16 protein-coding genes are annotated in these 17,182 nt (G+C 38.8%); 5 read left to right on the forward strand and 11 right to left on the reverse strand.

Going from position 1 to position 17,182, the window contains the following annotated elements; genetic code table 11:
• Positions 1 to 322: 322 nt before the first annotated feature.
• The 3 genes from tcrZ to CYJ57_RS07365 all read right to left on the reverse strand — a co-directional run bounded on the left by tcrZ (position 323) and on the right by CYJ57_RS07365 (position 3,543).
• A complete protein-coding gene (gene tcrZ / locus CYJ57_RS07355; protein ID WP_101954731.1) occupies positions 323 to 529 on the reverse strand; it encodes a copper chaperone TcrZ in 207 nt (68 codons plus the stop codon).
• An 80-nt stretch (positions 530 to 609) separates the two neighbouring features.
• Positions 610 to 3,075: a heavy metal translocating P-type ATPase gene (locus tag CYJ57_RS07360; RefSeq protein WP_101954732.1), complete on the reverse strand. Its 2,466-nt coding sequence runs from the start codon at positions 3,073 to 3,075 to the stop codon at positions 610 to 612.
• 12 nt (positions 3,076 to 3,087) lie between these two features.
• A complete protein-coding gene (locus tag CYJ57_RS07365; RefSeq protein WP_101954733.1) occupies positions 3,088 to 3,543 on the reverse strand; it encodes a CopY/TcrY family copper transport repressor in 456 nt (151 codons plus the stop codon).
• Positions 3,544 to 4,066: 523 nt separating this feature from the next.
• Between CYJ57_RS07365 and CYJ57_RS07870 the strand changes: the two genes are divergently transcribed.
• Genes CYJ57_RS07870 through CYJ57_RS07370 form a run of 3 tightly spaced genes read left to right on the forward strand, consistent with a single transcriptional unit; the run spans position 4,067 to position 4,866 of the window.
• Positions 4,067 to 4,216, forward strand: coding sequence for a hypothetical protein (locus CYJ57_RS07870; RefSeq protein WP_180764447.1), 150 nt, complete (start codon positions 4,067 to 4,069; stop codon positions 4,214 to 4,216).
• Positions 4,217 to 4,234: 18 nt separating this feature from the next.
• Positions 4,235 to 4,447 carry a hypothetical protein gene (locus tag CYJ57_RS07770; RefSeq protein ID WP_180764448.1) on the forward strand — a complete coding sequence of 71 codons (213 nt, stop codon included), beginning with the start codon at positions 4,235 to 4,237 and terminating at the stop codon, positions 4,445 to 4,447.
• On the forward strand, positions 4,411 to 4,866 hold the full coding sequence (locus tag CYJ57_RS07370; protein ID WP_101954734.1) for a nucleoporin: 456 nt from the start codon (positions 4,411 to 4,413) through the stop codon (positions 4,864 to 4,866). The genes CYJ57_RS07770 and CYJ57_RS07370 overlap by 37 nt, the downstream gene beginning before the upstream one ends.
• 11 nt (positions 4,867 to 4,877) lie before the next feature.
• Here CYJ57_RS07370 and CYJ57_RS07375 read toward each other — a convergent pair whose 3' ends face one another.
• The 3 genes from CYJ57_RS07375 to CYJ57_RS07385 form a co-directional block, all read right to left on the reverse strand.
• Positions 4,878 to 5,696, reverse strand: coding sequence for a glycoside hydrolase family 73 protein (locus CYJ57_RS07375; protein ID WP_101954735.1), 819 nt, complete (start codon positions 5,694 to 5,696; stop codon positions 4,878 to 4,880).
• Between the two features lie 24 nt (positions 5,697 to 5,720).
• A complete protein-coding gene (locus tag CYJ57_RS07380; RefSeq protein ID WP_006700970.1) occupies positions 5,721 to 6,242 on the reverse strand; it encodes a hypothetical protein in 522 nt (173 codons plus the stop codon).
• Between the two features lie 120 nt (positions 6,243 to 6,362).
• Positions 6,363 to 7,757, reverse strand: coding sequence for a leucyl aminopeptidase (locus CYJ57_RS07385; protein ID WP_180764449.1), 1,395 nt, complete (start codon positions 7,755 to 7,757; stop codon positions 6,363 to 6,365).
• A 504-nt stretch (positions 7,758 to 8,261) separates the two neighbouring features.
• Here CYJ57_RS07385 and CYJ57_RS07390 point away from each other — a divergent pair.
• Entirely contained in the window at positions 8,262 to 9,197 is a 936-nt protein-coding gene (locus tag CYJ57_RS07390) for a nuclease-related domain-containing protein (protein WP_101954737.1), read from the forward strand.
• Between the two features lie 586 nt (positions 9,198 to 9,783).
• On the opposite strand, the gene CYJ57_RS07395 is transcribed toward CYJ57_RS07390, so the two are convergent.
• From CYJ57_RS07395 to CYJ57_RS07415, 5 genes are all read right to left on the reverse strand, one after another.
• Positions 9,784 to 10,698, reverse strand: a complete 915-nt coding sequence (locus CYJ57_RS07395) for an alpha/beta hydrolase (protein WP_244896604.1) — start codon at positions 10,696 to 10,698, stop codon at positions 9,784 to 9,786.
• Positions 10,699 to 10,778: 80 nt separating this feature from the next.
• Positions 10,779 to 11,618 (reverse strand): DegV family protein, encoded by an 840-nt coding sequence (locus CYJ57_RS07400; RefSeq protein WP_101954739.1) that lies wholly within the window; start codon positions 11,616 to 11,618, stop codon positions 10,779 to 10,781.
• A gap of 11 nt (positions 11,619 to 11,629) precedes the next feature.
• Positions 11,630 to 12,145 (reverse strand): DUF1836 domain-containing protein, encoded by a 516-nt coding sequence (locus tag CYJ57_RS07405; RefSeq protein WP_101954740.1) that lies wholly within the window; start codon positions 12,143 to 12,145, stop codon positions 11,630 to 11,632.
• Between the two features lie 564 nt (positions 12,146 to 12,709).
• Positions 12,710 to 13,441 (reverse strand): G5 domain-containing protein, encoded by a 732-nt coding sequence (locus CYJ57_RS07410; protein WP_143826756.1) that lies wholly within the window; start codon positions 13,439 to 13,441, stop codon positions 12,710 to 12,712.
• A gap of 188 nt (positions 13,442 to 13,629) precedes the next feature.
• Positions 13,630 to 15,717 (reverse strand): LysM peptidoglycan-binding domain-containing protein, encoded by a 2,088-nt coding sequence (locus tag CYJ57_RS07415; RefSeq protein WP_101954742.1) that lies wholly within the window; start codon positions 15,715 to 15,717, stop codon positions 13,630 to 13,632.
• Positions 15,718 to 16,253: 536 nt separating this feature from the next.
• Between CYJ57_RS07415 and CYJ57_RS07425 the strand changes: the two genes are divergently transcribed.
• A complete protein-coding gene (locus tag CYJ57_RS07425) occupies positions 16,254 to 16,589 on the forward strand; it encodes a hypothetical protein (RefSeq protein WP_101954744.1) in 336 nt (111 codons plus the stop codon).
• Positions 16,590 to 17,182: the final 593 nt, after the last annotated feature.

Below are 17,182 nucleotides of genomic sequence, written 5' to 3' on the forward strand. Positions count from 1 at the left end.
TAATCTTTGCAGTTTGGACTAATGATAAACCTTACGAAGTAAGGCATCACTCAAATAAAGAACAAGAATAAGTCTAATTTAAAAATTTAAAAAGTTAGGCTTATTTGTCATGCATAAATTTATTAGTATCACCACTTTCAAAGGTCGAAGCTCGACATAAAATATCCTCTAAATTATGTTGACATTTTTATAGCTGGCTTATTAGATTAAAGACTGATTTTAAACTTTTAGAACCCCTCATCTAACACTCTATATAATTCTCATGAAAAGGGTTCTATACTTTATCTCTATCTACTATCTGTGAATAAATGGTATTCGTACTTTATACACTTAATACTGAATAGTTAGTTTCTGCTAAAGCAGCATTGAGCGTTTCGGTATCAATCTCTGTTTGACTTTCAAGTACTGCTTTTTTAGTCGCTAAATCAACCTCTACAGATTCAACCCCTTCAATAGCTGAAAATCTTTCTTGCACCGTGTTCGCACAACCTGCACATTTTACGCCATCTAATAAGACTTCTTTTTTCATTATTTTATTCCCCCTTTTTTTATCTTCTTCATTTATATAGAATAGGAAGAAGTTTAAATCCCAGATAAACTACGTGTTTTCTAAACAACTGGTGGTTTGAATCGTCTCAACCGTAAAGCATTGAGCAAGACCGATACGGAACTGAAACTCATGGCGACTGCCGCAAACATTGGACTCATCAATGGTCCGCTAAAAATATACAAGAGACCCATCGCAACTGGAATACCTACAAAGTTGTAAGCAAAAGCCCAGAACAAGTTTTGTTTAATGTTTCGTAGCGTTACATGACTTAAATCAATCGCAGTCAATACAGCGGTTAAATCATTACGCATAAGGACAATATCAGCCGATTCAATCGCCACGTCTGTACCTGATCCAACTGCAATACCGATATCTGCTTGAGCTAATGCGGGTGCATCGTTAATGCCGTCTCCAACCATCGCTACCTTCTTGCCTGCCTCTTGTAGTTTTTTGACTTCCTTTGCTTTATCTTCAGGTAATACTTCACTTAATACACTGTCTATACCCACTTGCTTAGCAATCGCTTTGGCTGTACGTTTGTTATCTCCAGTAATCATGATTACTTCAACACCGCGTCTTCTAAGTTCTTTAACAGCCTTCATACTATTTTCCTTGAGTGTGTCAGCTACTGCGATAATTCCAGCTAGTTCTCCATCAACAGAGAGATACATCGGTGTTTTTCCTTCGTCTGCTAAACGATCGGATTCTTTTTCCATGCTTGATAAATCAATCTTTTGCTCTAGCATCAGTTTACGGTTTCCAATGTACATATCTTTGCCCTCAATTTCAACTCGAATCCCGTGTCCAGGAATCGCTTCAAAATGATCTGGTTTAGCTAATGTCATGTTCTCTTCTTTTGATTTCTGTACGATGGCTTCGCCTAATGGGTGTTCAGAACCTGTTTCACCGGAAGCTGCATAATATAAAAGATTTTCTTTAGTAATAAGAGGAGTTACCAAAATATCCGTCACGATAGGTTTACCTTCTGTCAATGTCCCTGTTTTATCAAATACAATCGTGTCTAAATTATGAGTGGTTTCTAACGCCTCACCACTTTTTATCAAGACACCATGTTCTGCCCCTTTTCCGGTTCCAACCATAATACTTGTTGGAGTCGCCAAACCTAAGGCACATGGACAAGCAATGACAAGGGTTGTTATGATAACGGATAAAGCAAATATTCCAGATTGACCTGCAATTAACCAAGCAATTCCTGCTAAAACGGCTAATGCTATAACAATCGGTACGAAATATCCGGTAATGATATCAGCCATTCGAGCAATGGGTGCTTTAGACCCTTGAGCATCTTCTACTAATTTTATGATTTGAGATAGAGTTGTATCACTTCCGACTCGAGTCGCGCGGTAATCAATGGAACCATTTTTATTGATACTGGCTCCAATAACCTCGTCTCCACTTTCCTTTTCCACTGGGATACTTTCTCCTGTCAGCATTGATTCATCGACTGAAGTGCGTCCCTCAACAACAACACCATCTACAGGCATACTTTCTCCCGGACGAACTCGAATAACATCTCCTAAAGCGACTTCGTCCACAGTAATCTCTTGTTCCACACCATTACGTATCACTCGAGCTGTTTTAGGAGCCAAGTTAACTAATTTTTCAATAGCTGAGGACATTTGACCCTTTGATCGCTCTTCTAAAAATAACCCTAAAGTATGGAGTGTCAAAATAACGCCAGTTACTTCATAATAAAGTAAATCTGAAAAAATACCGTAACCCAGGCCTGTTGCGATTGTCGCAGCAAGACTGTAAACAAATGCAGCCGCCGTACCAAGGGCAATCAAGGAATCCATATTCGGGTGACCTTTAAATAAGGTTTTGAATCCCTTCTGGAAATATTCCCAGCTCACTACCATTATCGGCAAAGTCAGAATAAGTTGTAAAAGAGAAAAATTAAATGCATTTATCGTTGGGTCAACAATATTTGGTAGAGGCATACCTACCATTGGACCCATGGATATAATTAATAAAGGGATTGTAAATATTATGGATATCCCAAAACGATTTAAAAGTTGCTTCATTCTTTTTTCTTTTTTCTCACGCTTCTCTTCTCGTGAATGATTTTGAGTATCCGTAGTCTCTAATACGGCTGCATAACCACTATTGGATACAGCACCAGTCACATCAGATACTGAAATTGCTGACGGGTTATAAGAAACTTGCATTTTTTCTGTCGCTAAATTGACTGAAACTTTATCTACGCCCGACAACTTTCCGACAGCTTTTTCAATTGTCTGTGCACAGGATGCACAGGTCATCCCTTCAATTGCAAAGGTTTGCGTCGTTCCTTCCTGGGTGACCATTTCATACCCTGAATTCTCCACTGCTCTTTGTAGATTTTCTACCGAAAAAGTTAGTTCATCGTACTCTATACTTAACTTCTCTGTTGCTAGGTTTACGGAAGCCTGTGTGACCCCACGAACCTTTTTTGCTGCTTTTTCTACTGTCTGCGCACAAGATGCACATGTCATACCTTCTATGGCAAATGATTTATTCTCCAATTTTCTCGCTCCTTATTCTTCATGATGATGTAAATGGCAATCGCATTGCCCTTCTGCACACTGACAATCAACTTCTTCTACTGCGAAAGTTTTTTTCATCTCTAATATTTCTTCTAGCCGTTGGATATCATCGAAACTCAAAGTATAATCTTTAATGATACTCTCTATTACATTCCCGACCTTCTTCCGACAAATACGATCGAAAATATGGTTTGTAAAACTTCTTATCGCTTCTTTCTCTTCGATATTTGCCGAATAAATATATTTTCTACCTTCTTGCTCTGTATTCAGTGCGCCTTTTTCCACGAGTCGACCTAAGAGTGTCTTGGTTGTCGCTTGTTTCCAGTCCAATTTCTCTTCCATTGTAGAAATGACTTCTTTACTAGTCACTTGGGTATTCGTCCAGACTACACGCATGACCTCCCATTCAGCTTCGGTTATATGTAGGTTTACAGCTCTAGTACTCATTTTCTCCCCCTCTTTCGTTTACACACGTAAACGCTAATGTTAAGTATAGTTTACATTAGTAAACGATAGTTGTCAATAGTATTTTTAAAATAGGTTTTTTCGTGATCTTACTCTTATAAGTCTTCGAGATTCTTAAAATATCTGATAAAAGTTATATAAATGAACAAGTGAATTATAATAATTCCTTCTTATATTGTTATCGATAAATTATTTTAATTTAAAAAGGAACATAAAATCCCCATACATAATCGAAAGAATACTAGAAATCAATAATCTTGAAACTATCACGACAGAAGTAGTGGAAGCTGCACGAGATAGTTTAGTCATTCGAGTAAAATAAGTCACAAAAAGGACTATTTCATTTAGCGAAATAGTTTTTTGTTCTATTAGTGCAACATGGTGCTTGAAGTTAGTGCGAAATAAAACCAAAATTTACAGTTTGGGGACCGCCGGGCCAGATCAAGCGAACACTTACTTTAGTTTGGTGAGAGCTGGGCTAGACTAATCAAACACTTACTTTGGTTTGGCGAACCCCGTGCCAGACCAATCAAACACTTACTTTGGTTTGGTAACCTTCGTGCCAGACCAATCAAACACTCCTATTGGTCTAGCGAACCCCGTGCCAGACCAATCAACCACTTACTTTGGTTTGGTGAACTCTGAGCCAGACTAATAAACCTCTTACTTTGGTTTGGCAGCCCTCGTGCCAGACCAATCAAACTCATTCTTTGGTTTGGCGAACCCCGTGCTAGACCAATCAAACTCTTACTTTGGTTTGGCGAACCCCGAGCCAGACCAATCAAACTCTTACTTTGGTTTGGTGACCCCTGAGGCAGACCAAACACTTACTTTGGTTCGGCGAACACTGTGCCAGACCAATCGAACTCATTATTTGGTTTGGTAACCCCCGAGCCAAACCAATCGAACTCATTATTTGGTTTGGTAACCCCCGAGCCAAACCAATCAAACTCTTACTTTGGTTTGGCGAACACTGTGCCAGACCAATCGAACTCATTATTTGGTTTGGCGAACACTGTGCCAGACCAATCGAACTCATTATTTGGTTTGGCGAACACCGCGCCAGACCAATCAAACTCATTATTTGGTTTGGTAACCTCCGAGCCAGACCAAACAAACACTCTGATTGGTTTGGCGAACACTGTGGCAAACCAATCGAACTCATTATTTGGTTTGGCGAACCCCAATCCAGACCAATTAACCTCACTCTTTGGTCAATCAACCCCCGAGCCAGACCAATCACCACGCTTTTCAATCAACCCACCTACAATACAAAAAGCTACCTGTCCAAAACAGGTAGCTTGAATAGTTTCAATTTAGGATGGTGCCTCGGTGCTTAATTCTGGCAAGTGGTCGTACTGATCCAGTTGCCACTCGTCAATTAGATTAATAAGCTTGTCCGCATAAGTCGGGTCAGTTGCGTAGCCGGACTTTTGCAAACCGCGCGCTTGCTCTTGATAAGTAGCTCCGTCCAACACCGCCTTGTAATAATCCGAATCCCAACTCGTCCCACCAGTGATCAGCTGAGCGTGACTGCGCATCGAATGCTGCCAGCTCTGGTATACTTTGAAACGGTCGGTAATCTCAACCCATTCACCATCCAAGTATTCCAGCGTCGGCAGTGCCACCGCTTCAGGGTCATCTGCCGAAGTCTTGACGCCGTACAAATTATGGTATTGCGAAGCCAGTTCACTCGTTCCAAAATTACTTTCCAGAGATACTTGTGCTAGCGAGACGCTCGCAAAAATCCCAGTCTCACGCTGAATTTCTTGTGCAGTCGGAACCAACTCATTGATAAAACTCAGTCGTGCCTCATAGCGCTCTTGCTCAATCAGCCATGCCTCGCGTTGCTCACTCATATGCGCAGACCATTGGTACAACAATACCAACCCAATGACTCCGAGCCCAATCAATAAAATCGTGGCGCAGCCAACCCGTTTGAAAAATATCCCGTTGACCCGTGTTAGCTCTTCTCGAAATCCACGCCACGCTCTCCCTAACCAGCCCTTTTGCTGCTTGCTTTTATTCTTGCGTGGTCGCTTCTTTACTTTTGACCGGCTGACTTTTGAAGCGCCTGTCTTCGCACGTTTTGTTTTATTTTTTTTCGTTGTTAAATTAATCGGTTTTTTAGTCATGCATTGCGCGACCTCTCATTATTATTATTCTTGCAGCCGCTCACTTTCATCATCAAACCATTGCAACAACTTAACTTGGTCGTGGCCGATTTGTTGACGAATCACCCCAGGCAGGCGAATTTCAATCACATCATTATAACCCCACAGACCATAGTCAATTTGTATTTGTAAAATCATCATATTCGAGCGACGCGTGCTGTCCAATTCATTCTCTTCACTATGATACCAATTAATTTGCGCAAGTCCAGCATGAATCCATCGCCGGGCAATTTGATATTTCAAAAATTCAAATTCCTTAACCGGATCGTTAATAATATCTGGCATTAAATCCCGGTTGCGCACTACTTTTTGGACGAGCATCCACTCATAGTCAGTGAATAATGTCGACAAAATAATCATATTATCGTACTTAAATCCTTGCTCGCCTTTCTTCCAACGGTCCCAACTTTGCGGGCTAATACCTAATTTGTCACTGTAAAATGCTTTCTCAGAAACATACTTTTCTTGAATCGCGTGTAGCACCAACTGAACTAATGTTTGATTCATTTGATATCACCCTTTACATGTATTGTTGAATTCATTATACACCTATTACGTGATATCTGCAAGCGAATACAATCAAAAAAAGCCAACCCTAAATTCAGGTTGGCTCGGTTAATCAATAAATTATTTTTGACTCTTAATCCAATGGTAGAGCGTCATCACACCGGTACCACTCGCACCTTTCGGTAAGTAGTCATAGCCTGTGCCATTGTATGATGGACCGGCAATGTCTAAATGAACCCAAGGTAAGTCTTCGGTAAAGTGTTCTAAGAAGACGCCTGCAGTAATGCAACCACCACCGCCTGCTGGTGAGTTATCTAAGTCAGCATACGTCCCTTTAATTTGTTCGTAATGACTTGGAAATGCTAATAAGCGTTGGGTTGGTTCGGCTGCAGCTTCACTCGCCTGTAAGACGGCTTGCGCTAATGAATCATCGCTCGCTATCATCGCCGTACACTTACCACTCACTGCCGCAATCGCTGCACCAGTGAGTGTCGCTAAGTCAACAATTGCTCTCGGTTCCAACTTCGTCGCAGCATAATAGAGCGCATCTGCTAAAGTCAGTCTTCCTTCCGCATCGGTATTATTAACCTCAATGGTTGAACCTTTCATAGACCCTACGATGTCTCCGTTCTTGAACGCTTTTCCGTCAATCAAATTCTCTGTTGCAGCAATGACACCAATCACATTGCATGGTAATTGATTGCTTGAGATGGCTTCCATAGCACCCACCACAGCAGCCGCTCCTGCCATATCTGAATGCATGGCTTTCATTGAAGAGGCTGGCTTAATCGCATACCCGCCGGAATCGTACGTCACGCCTTTCCCAACGAGTGCAATCGGTTGCTCGTCTGCTTTCGGCAAATACTTCATCACGATGAAACGCGGTTCGTGGTCTGACCCTTGATTCACCGCTAAGAAAGCTTCCATCCCGAGTGCCTCAATTTCAGATTTCTCTAAAATCTCTACTTCAACTTGACTATTCGCAAATAATTGACGCACATGTGCCGCTAAACTCGCTGGGTATAGATCATTCGGGCGGCGATTGACTAAATCGCGCGCTGTAAAGACGCCCGCAGCCAAGTTAGCCGTCTCCTCGATTGGCGCTTCTACTTCTAACGAAATTTCCAATTCGGTCTGCTTATTTTCCGGTTTTGATTTATAAGTGTCAAATCGATACGCTGCTAACTGCAAGCCAAGAATTGCTTGACTTAACTTCGCTTCGTCTTTTCCAATCACTTCCGGTAACTCGAGGTGTACTCGGTGAATGGCTAATTTGTCCAATAATTTTGCTAATTGAACAAAAAGTTTCAAAATTAGGTATGGGGTTAAATCTGATTCCTTTCCTAGCCCATAATAGATGGTGCCATGCCCTTCCTGGTCCAGCATCGCATAACTCGCTTGCGCCTTCCCCGTAAAAAGCTCACGCTCATTTAACTTTGATGCTAGCTCGTCCAGTCCGTCTTGAAAGACAGCACGCACAACAACCTCTTCAATTCTCTCTGATGAAATTCTCATCCTCATCCCTCCAAAATAGTTAATACATGATTCGCGAATAAAACGCTATCCTATACACTTCTATGTTGGACTAAAACGCTTTACTTTTCAAGTTAATTTATGAAAAATTGAAGGTTTCGCGTGGAGAACCTATCTGGATTTTAGATTCTAGATAGTTTCAGGCGGAAAATCTACTTGGATTCTTAAATCCAAGATGATTCAAGCGCCAAAACTACTTGGATTTACAAATCCAAGATGATTCAAGTGACAAACATACTTGGATTCCTAAATCCAAGATGATTCAAGCGGCAAAACTATTTGGATTCCTAAATCCAAGATGATTCAAGTGGCAAACCTACTTGGATTCCTAAATCCAAGATGATTCAAGCGGCGAACCTACTTGGATTCCCAAATCCAAGATGATTCAACATCTAATAACACATTATTTTTCACTTTTTTTATAAAAAATGAAATCAAACTAAGAAATTTTAAATAATAAGTGTATCTATTATTGGAGGTGAGTTTATGAGCAACGAATTGATCCATTTGCTTGTTAGAAAATCCAGAGGAAACTACATTAACAAATTAGATAGCTTGGTGACGGGATACGAAGGTGAAGAAGACTTTGCGCGCATTGTCCGGCAGTATTTACCACACCGGAGCCTTTTCTTAACAAATTTTATTTTTGAACAGCCAAGCTACGCTCAAATTGATGGCATCTTATTGATGTCAGATCGAATTCATTTATACGAAGTCAAAAATTATGATGCTCATTGTTCGATTACTAAAGGCAAATTATACTACAATCATCGGCATATTAATCACAATCCTATTCAACAAATTGAGCGTGCGACAGATTATTTTCGAAATATTTTAATTCAAAATAAATTAAATATTTCACTTCAACCGCACTTAGTTTTAATCCATCCTTTTGCTACATTAGAGCAGGATGAGTCAGTCCAGATACCCATCTTATTACGCAATCAACTTCGCCATCATTTTCAAATGATTGACTCGTCTATGCGCTCACAAACTCGATATGATCCAACGACGATTCACGACATACTCAATTATTATCGAATTAATGATTGGCACAATTACTTTGAACAGCACCCCTTCAACCTGTCCGATTTAAAACTGGGTGTGTATTGCACGAATTGTGGGAGTTTTTACATGGAGAAGACGACTTATTATTTCAAATGCCAACACTGCCACACTACCATTTCTAAAAAGGAAGCACTGGATTATTTAATCCAGGAATGTGCTGCATTGACACCTGGTGAAGTTATCCAAACCAAGGATCTCTTATACTTGATTAATCGATCGTTGAGCTCTAATTGGGTTTATTACACGTTGAATCAAAAGTTAGAGCGTGTCGCTTACGGGACTTACGTGAAGCCTAAGTTAGTTCCAGATTTTTTGAATAAACTATTGGGGTTATATTATAGAAGTGTAAAATGACAAACCTATCTGAATTGTCGATTCTAGATAGGTTCAAGCGGAAAGCCTATCTGGATTTTTGATTCTAGATAGATTCAGACGGCAAACCTATCTGGATTTTCGATTCCAGATAGATTCAGACGGCAAACCTATCTGGATTTTCGATTCTAGATAGGTTCAGCCGAAAAACCTATCTGGATTTTTGATTCTAAATAGGTTCAAACAACAAACCTATCTGGATTGTCAATTCTAGATAAATTCATACGCCAAACCTACTTGGATTTCCAAATCCAAGATGATTCAAGCGATAAACCTATTTGGATTCCCAAATCCAAGATGATTCAAGTAGCAAACCTATTTGGATTCCCAAATCCAAGATGATTCAAGTGGCAAACTCTACAAAAAACTCGAAAATATTACCGCGATTGAGCAGGAACTGATTGGATGAAAGATTGATCACCAAGATTTAGTTTTATCGGAATACTTTGATAATGTTAGCAGTAAGCAACTCGCCGACTTAATTCTATCTTAGTAATACAAAATGATTTCACTCAAAAAGGAGCCTAGTAGCACCAATTCCTACTAAACTCCTTTATCATTCTTTTATTTACTGATTTGATTTGATAAAATCATCAATCTTTTCAAAGTAAGCTTCATCTGCAAAGACTGCGTCTCCGTGGCCAAAGCCTTCAATTATATATTGTTCTTTATTCCCGGTCTGCTTAGCTTGATACATCGCTTCGGTCATCTCATAAGGGATAAAGTCATCCCCAGTTGTATGAATAAACATCATTGGCAAGGTTGATTTCTCAACATTCTCGATCGGATTAATCGATGAAATATCGATACCTGCCTTTATATTCCCCATAATATCTGCCATGTGGAGAACTGGAAAAGATGGCAAGTTAAATCTTAATTTTAGTTCATCGGAAAAGATGTCCCACAAATTCGCATAGCCGCAATCATCGATGATGGTTTTAACTTGAGGTGGCAAGTCCTGACCCGATACATTCAACACCGTTGCTCCACCCATCGACGTCCCGTGCAAAGTGATCTTTGATGCTGGATCAATTGTAATAACATGATTAATCCACTGCGTTAAATCATCCGCATCCTTCGATCCCATTGTGATGTACTTGCCTTCGCTTGGCGCATGTCCTCTTAAAGAATACGTCACTACATTATACCCCAAATCATAGAAGGAAGCGGCCAACGTCTGACTTCTATTCTCGGAAGATTGATAGCCATGAACGATAATCATCCATTGATGGGACGGTTCTTTTTGACGATAAATATGCCCTGCTAAATTCAGTTCGTCATGCGTCTTCAAAGTAACGGACTCGGTCAAATCATCAATTGCTTGTAACCATTGATCCCTCTTCTCTTCAAGTAATGTTTTTCGTTGTTCGATGATCTCGTCTTCTTGGGAGGGCATCTCTGAAGAAGGCCGATTTTCTCCCCCTGAATTCTCGACGAGCGCATAATTGACAAAGTATGATCCGACAAAATAAGTCGAAACCATCGGTATCAAAATCAAACATAAAATTAGTTTTTTGGATATTTTCTTCAAGAAGTTCATAACTCACCCTCTAATAAATCAGCTTATTTCTTCAAATAAGATACCACATACGCACTCGGTCCTGAGTGACATCCTAAAACCGCCGTCACTGGTCCTTCAAGATACAAATCAGCTCGCTCTACCAGCTCACTCAATTGTTCCTTTATTTCGGCAATATCTTCTTGGTGTCTACCGTAAGCAATCGCCAAATAGTAGTTGTTACAATTAGCAAGGTCTGCTTTGACTTGATCCACTAAAAAATTTAATGCGCGTTTCTTCCCTATAATCGAACGGTACTTCCCAATCTCACCATTTTCATCAATCGTCAAAATCGGGTTAATCTTCAGCGCGCCCCCAACTAGTCCTTTGATCTTACTTAATCTACCTCCTCGAATGAGATACTGCAAATCACTCACCGTGGCGTATACTTTGGCATCATGCAATTTATTATTGAGGATCGTTTCAATCTCATCAAAACTATGACCTTCATTAATCAAGTGACGAGCGTACATCACCAGTAATCCTTGAGGCATCGTAATCGTCTTACTATCGATTAACTTAAATGGTAAATCCTGATCTTCTAAAGCGAGACGCATGGCGTTATACGTGCCTGATAATGTTTGCGAAACAGCGACCGCAATGACCTCCTGATAGCCCAAATCTTTAATCATCTGAATCTTTTCGCCAAAGTCATCAATTGAAGGCGCTGAAGTTGATGGATTTTCATCATCGATCTTATCAAATAGCTCTTCTGGCGTAATCTCCACTAAATCTTTTTTCGACTCGTTGCCATAATTCACATACAGCGGCACAACAAAGATGCCTTCCGTCGTATTTTCAGTAATATTACTTGCTGAATCTGTTAAAATCGCAATTTTACTCATTGTATCTCTCCTTATGATAATTCTTTATAAATCCCTTTAGCTTTTAAAATCTCTCGCGTAACAGTCTGGAAAGCAAAAGCTTTGACCGCAATCGATAGTGACAACGTCTCTTTACGAATTCCCGTTAATTCCGTTCCTACACTATCATTGACTAACGCATTTACTTCTTTTAATGAACTCTCTAATAAATCCATAAATTCATTATAGGCTTGTTCAATTTCGATAATATTCAATTGAAGCGTAATCCCTTCTTTGATGCTCTCAAGTGGGATCAGTTCTTTTAAAATTACTACCACCATTAATACCGCAATGTGCTCCCGGTAATATTTCTTATTGATGGGTTTAGGGATAATATCTTTTTTTACATAATTATTAATCATATTCGGTGTCAGTGTGACCATCTCCGGAAAATAAGTGATTAAATGTGCTTCGATAAAATCAATGATTTGAGTAGAATACAACCCTTGATCCGGTATCTCTTCCCACTTCACCTTCTTAAATTGAATCAATTTTCCTAAAAGATTCATAACTTTTCCTTTCTAAAGTTATTTATCTAGTTTTCGAAACCAGATGATGCTATCTTAATGTATTCTATATTGTTTGTCAAATATAAAAAAGATTGATAGAAGAAATTCCTTCCACCAACCTATCTGGATTTGAGAATCTGAGATGATTTAAGCGGGGAACCTATCTGGATTTTCGATTCTAAATAGGTTCAGGCGACAAATCTATTTGGATTTCAGATTCTGAATAGATTCAAGCGGCAAACCTATTTGGATTTCAGATTCTAAATAGGTTCAGGCACCAAACCTATCTGGATTTTCGATTCTAAATAGGTTCAGGCACCAAACCTATCTGGATTTTCGATTCTAAATAGGTTCAGGCGACAAACCTATTTGGATTTCAGATTCTAAATAGGTTCAGGCACCAAACCTATCTGGATTCGACATTCTAGATAGATTCAAGCACCAAACCTATCTGGATTTTCGATTCTTGATAGAGGTTCTATAATAAATAAGATTGATGAATTTTTTCATAATCTTCCATCTCACTTCTTGAAGTCGCATTTATCCTTCCCGACCAATGCAAAATTATGATAGTTCTTCCCTTTCATAACATTCCTCAACTAAACCTAGATCTGCTAAGACTGACAGCGCAGCTGATTCAAAAATGAGTGATGTCCTCTTTTGAAGTGGAGGCAAATGATTATTTTCTTTATATTTTCTTTCTTCTACTTGTAAACTGACATTCGATACGTCAGTATTTTCACCAATTCCAACTAAAATGACCGCATTTCGAGGTGGCGATTTTATTGTTAAGTTCGATGATTCAGCTAATTTTGAATTAATGATTGCTTGAGTGATTGACTGTTCTCCATTTTCTCCTCTTAATTCCTTACCGTACTTATCGACCCCATATGACCACTCGCCTTTTTTAAGCGTCTCATCTGTTTTAATCTCAACTTTAAAAGGAATCTTCTCGTGTGTTGTTATCTCACCGGTTGTTTTTCCGCCAACTCTTATCACCCGATTTGTAGCAGGCTCCTCTATTTCAGATATTTTTAATTGACCTATATCTGTGTCATAACTTATCGTCATTGTTATTTTCCCATTTTTTCCTGCTATTTCTTCTTCTATTAATCCTGCTTGAAGGTTTTCATCATATATATATTCCGTATTAAATTGTTTCTCAATTACCTTAACGACAGGCCCTGTCTCAATGATGTATCCTTCTACATCGTTTGCATTTATATCTTCAGTATTACATTCAGAATCTATATTTTTTTGAGGTTTTCCTTTTGAATTATTTTCAATTCCTTCCACGAATAAATCACCTTTCCATATTTAATAGAAATCATTGATGTCTGTATTATATATTTCAGTACTATTCAATCCTATGAATTAATTTAGCTGTTTAATTTTTTGGACCAATTATTTATTTTACAGAGTAACAAAGAAGGAATTAAGTTACAATATGCAACTTAATTCCTTATAATTTTTTTAACGGATTGTTACTTGAATGATTGGAAAATGACGAAGTTTGCGGCTAAACCGTTGCTTAAGTAATCACTTAAGAAGTAGAAGTCGCCTACTTTAACGTTTAGGTCAAATCCATAATTATAACGATCATAGTCCACATCTTTCATCATGTAAGCATAATGTCCAGGTGAGTTTTTCCATTGTTCGAAGAAGTCTCTAGCAATGGCTTTGGTATCTGTTAAGTAGAAAATATCTTTAGCATTACGTGCGGCTGAGTTTTCTCCAGAATACCATGCACCGTCTAAATCTTTTGTGACATAGAAGTCATTAGTTGTTTGACCGGTAGACATTGAGTGAGGTCCATAAAATTCACCTTTATCGTAGTTGTACCCCTGTAAGAAACCGTGACGACCATTGTCGTAAGTCTTTTCATTGTTAGCGGCTATTGCTTTAGCATTGGTTGTATGTTTAATTGGAGGCAACCCTTTAGATGCTCTTTCAGCATTTAACAATTTGCCAAATTCTTCGTTCAATTCGTTATGATCGATTAATTTATATTGGTTAAATGCTTCTTGAATGATGTGTGGAATATATTTTGTTTGAGATAATGTATATCTGATACCGTCTTCATAACGATAAGACTTGATGGTTGGTAAGTAGTCATAAAGATTATGTTCTAAGTTTCTACCACCATCAGATTCGCGTAATTCTTTAATAGTTAAATTGTATTTTGGTGCGACAATTTCAACCTCTTCGGTGATGTCGCGACGCTTTTCATGAATGATTAATTTATTACCCTCATGCTCTAGGTTTGGAGCAGAGTAGATTTTCTTTTGCGCCTTAAGTGCGTCAAAAATTGTCATATCGTCATGAATAAGTGATGGGTCAATGACATCTGGAATAAATGCGTCGTCTCCTGTTAGATAATGGTAACCTGGTACTGGATCCTCTGGTTGAGGTTCCTCTGGTTGAGGTTCTTCCGGTTGAGGCTTCTCAGGAGCTGGCTCTTCAGGAGTTGGTTCCTCAGGTTGAGGCTCCTCTGGTTGAGGTTCCTCTGGTTGAGGTTCTTCCGGTTGAGGCTCTTCTGGTTGTGGCTCTTCTGGTTGTGGCTCTTCTGGTTGAGGCTCCTCTGGTTGAGGCTCCTCTGGTTGAGGCTCCTCTGGTTGAGGCTCTTCTGGTTGTGGCTCTTCTGGTTGAGGTTCCTCTGGTTGAGGTTCCTCTGGTTGAGGCTCCTCTGGTTGAGGTTCTTCCGGTTGAGGTTCCTCTGGTTGAGGTTCTTCTGGTTGAGGTTCTTCCGGTTGAGGCTCCTCCGGTTGAGGTTCTTCAGGTTGAGGCTCTTCCGGTTGTGGATCTTCCGGTTGTGGTTCCTCTGGTTGAGGTTCTTCTGGTTGTGGTTCCTCAGGAGTAGGCTCCTCAGGAATTGGTTCCGCTGGCGTTGGCTCTTCTGGTGTCTCAGGAGTAGGTCCAACTTCTGGTTCTTCAGGAGTTGGTGTAACTTCTGGTGTCTCAGGAGTAGGTTCAACTTCTGGTTCTTCAGGAGTTGGTGTAACTTCTGGTGTCTCAGGAGCTGGTTTTACTTCTGGATTTGGTTTTACTTCAGGTTTTGTATCCTCAGGTGTTACAATCTCTCCGGTAATTCCTGGTGTTACTTTTTCAACTTCATCTTTAGACGCTGGTTTTTGAGTTTCTTGACTGTAGATTGGAACATAAACATATTTCCCTTTAACTTTTGCATCTTTAGTGTTTAAGTAAAGGTTATTTTCAAGCATCCCCTTTACGACTTCACGATTAATAATCAACTCATCTCCAGCTTTAATAAAGTCAATATCTTCAATGCCGTTAACTTTGGCTAAATCTTCAATATCTACTTCAGCTGCTAATGAGATGGCTCCAAGAGTATCTCCCCATTGGATCTCATATAAGTCATCTTTATCAAGTTTTAAAATAGCTTCTCTGATTTTACTGACATCATTGGCAACCCATTCAATTTTTGCATCTTCTTTTGCATGGATTGACTCAATCGATAAATTAGTTGACGTCAATGCAAGGGTAGCAATACCCGTTGCTGTAACCCAACCCAATGCGCGAGTTTTTCTTAATTTCTTTCTTTCAATAAACATTACGCTATCTCCTATCCATTGTAATTATACTCATTATAAAACATAATTTTTTATATGGCAATATTTATTTTTAGTTATATATAGTATACATCAAATCTTGGCAGTTATCTACCTCTTTTGTCAATGAGTACCTTAAGTTTAAATTTCGATTTACTTTTGAGCACAAATATTAGATGTTTCTTTACTATGATAAGAGATTGACAACAATATTTAGATTATATAAAATATAGTAAAAACAAGATGATTCTGGAGGTAAAGATGTTCTGTGAACAATGTGGCGAAAAATGTTCACCAAATGACATATTTTGTGGGGCCTGTGGTCACAGATTAGTACAAAATTCTCAAATTGAAATACAGTCAGAAATGCCGGTTAATCAAATGTCAACTGAACCACTACAAACAACAAAATCTAGTAAAACGAGCTTTTCATTCCGTGATATGCTTTTTGGACTTGCATTAAGTTGTTTATTTGTTATCAGTTTTTTGTTTTACCTGCTTTTGTATTCTCGGGACAACTTTTTGGAATTTCATTAGGTATGTATAATTCATGGTCGACCAATGAATTACTCGCATTTATTTTTTTCTTTACGGAAGATACATTCTTTTTCATATTACTTATATCATCATATGCTCTACCATTTCTTTATACATTATTATCAGGAACTCAAAGTAAAATTGCTAAACGGATCCTTGTGCTGATTGTGGGTGGGTACTTGCTAGTAACTGGCGCACTTGTTCTTCTTATCATGTCAGAGAATAGCAACCAATCGGATCTAAATTTCAAGGTAACTTTTGGACCTGGAGCAATTTTGATTGCAGTTACTTTAGTCGTGATGATTGTTTATGCAAATCACAAATCGAAAGAAGTATAAATACACAGTCACTCGTTAACCTCTAAAAAATAAGGTCAAATGCAAGGAATCACAAATATTGTGGGATATTGATATGTCTGCTTTAGTAACTTGAAAATATAAAGGGTAAAATAAGTTCCGTAATACATTTGGGATGATGAATTTTTTCATCATCCCTTTCTTTATATGAAAAAAATCTGGCAGTTTTACAAGAGAGCGGTTCATCACTTCCGTCATCGAATTCTTTTAATATCAACACTGTATGTTTCTGGGAGACAAATAAGCAACTAAGCTACAAGAACTAGCTTAATTCCTCAGACAGGTTTTATCAAGACTATTTGACAAAGATGAAATTCCTTCTATCAACCTAATTGGATTTGAAAATCTAGATAGGTTCAAGTGACAAACCTATTTGGATTTCAGATTCTAAATAGGTTCAGGCACCAAACCTATCTGGATTCGACATTCTAAATAGATTATCAAACACAAAAAAACGGTTCTCTGTCAAATGATGTTGGTGGAGAATTTCCTGCCCAGAGAATTTTTCTCTGGGTTTTTATTGTGCTATCTATTAACTAAGCAGCAGATTGTATATTAGCTTCTTCCTTTTCTTT

The organism is Falseniella ignava (assembly GCF_002847645.1).
Taxonomy (GTDB): Bacteria; Bacillota; Bacilli; order Lactobacillales; family Aerococcaceae; genus Falseniella; species Falseniella ignava.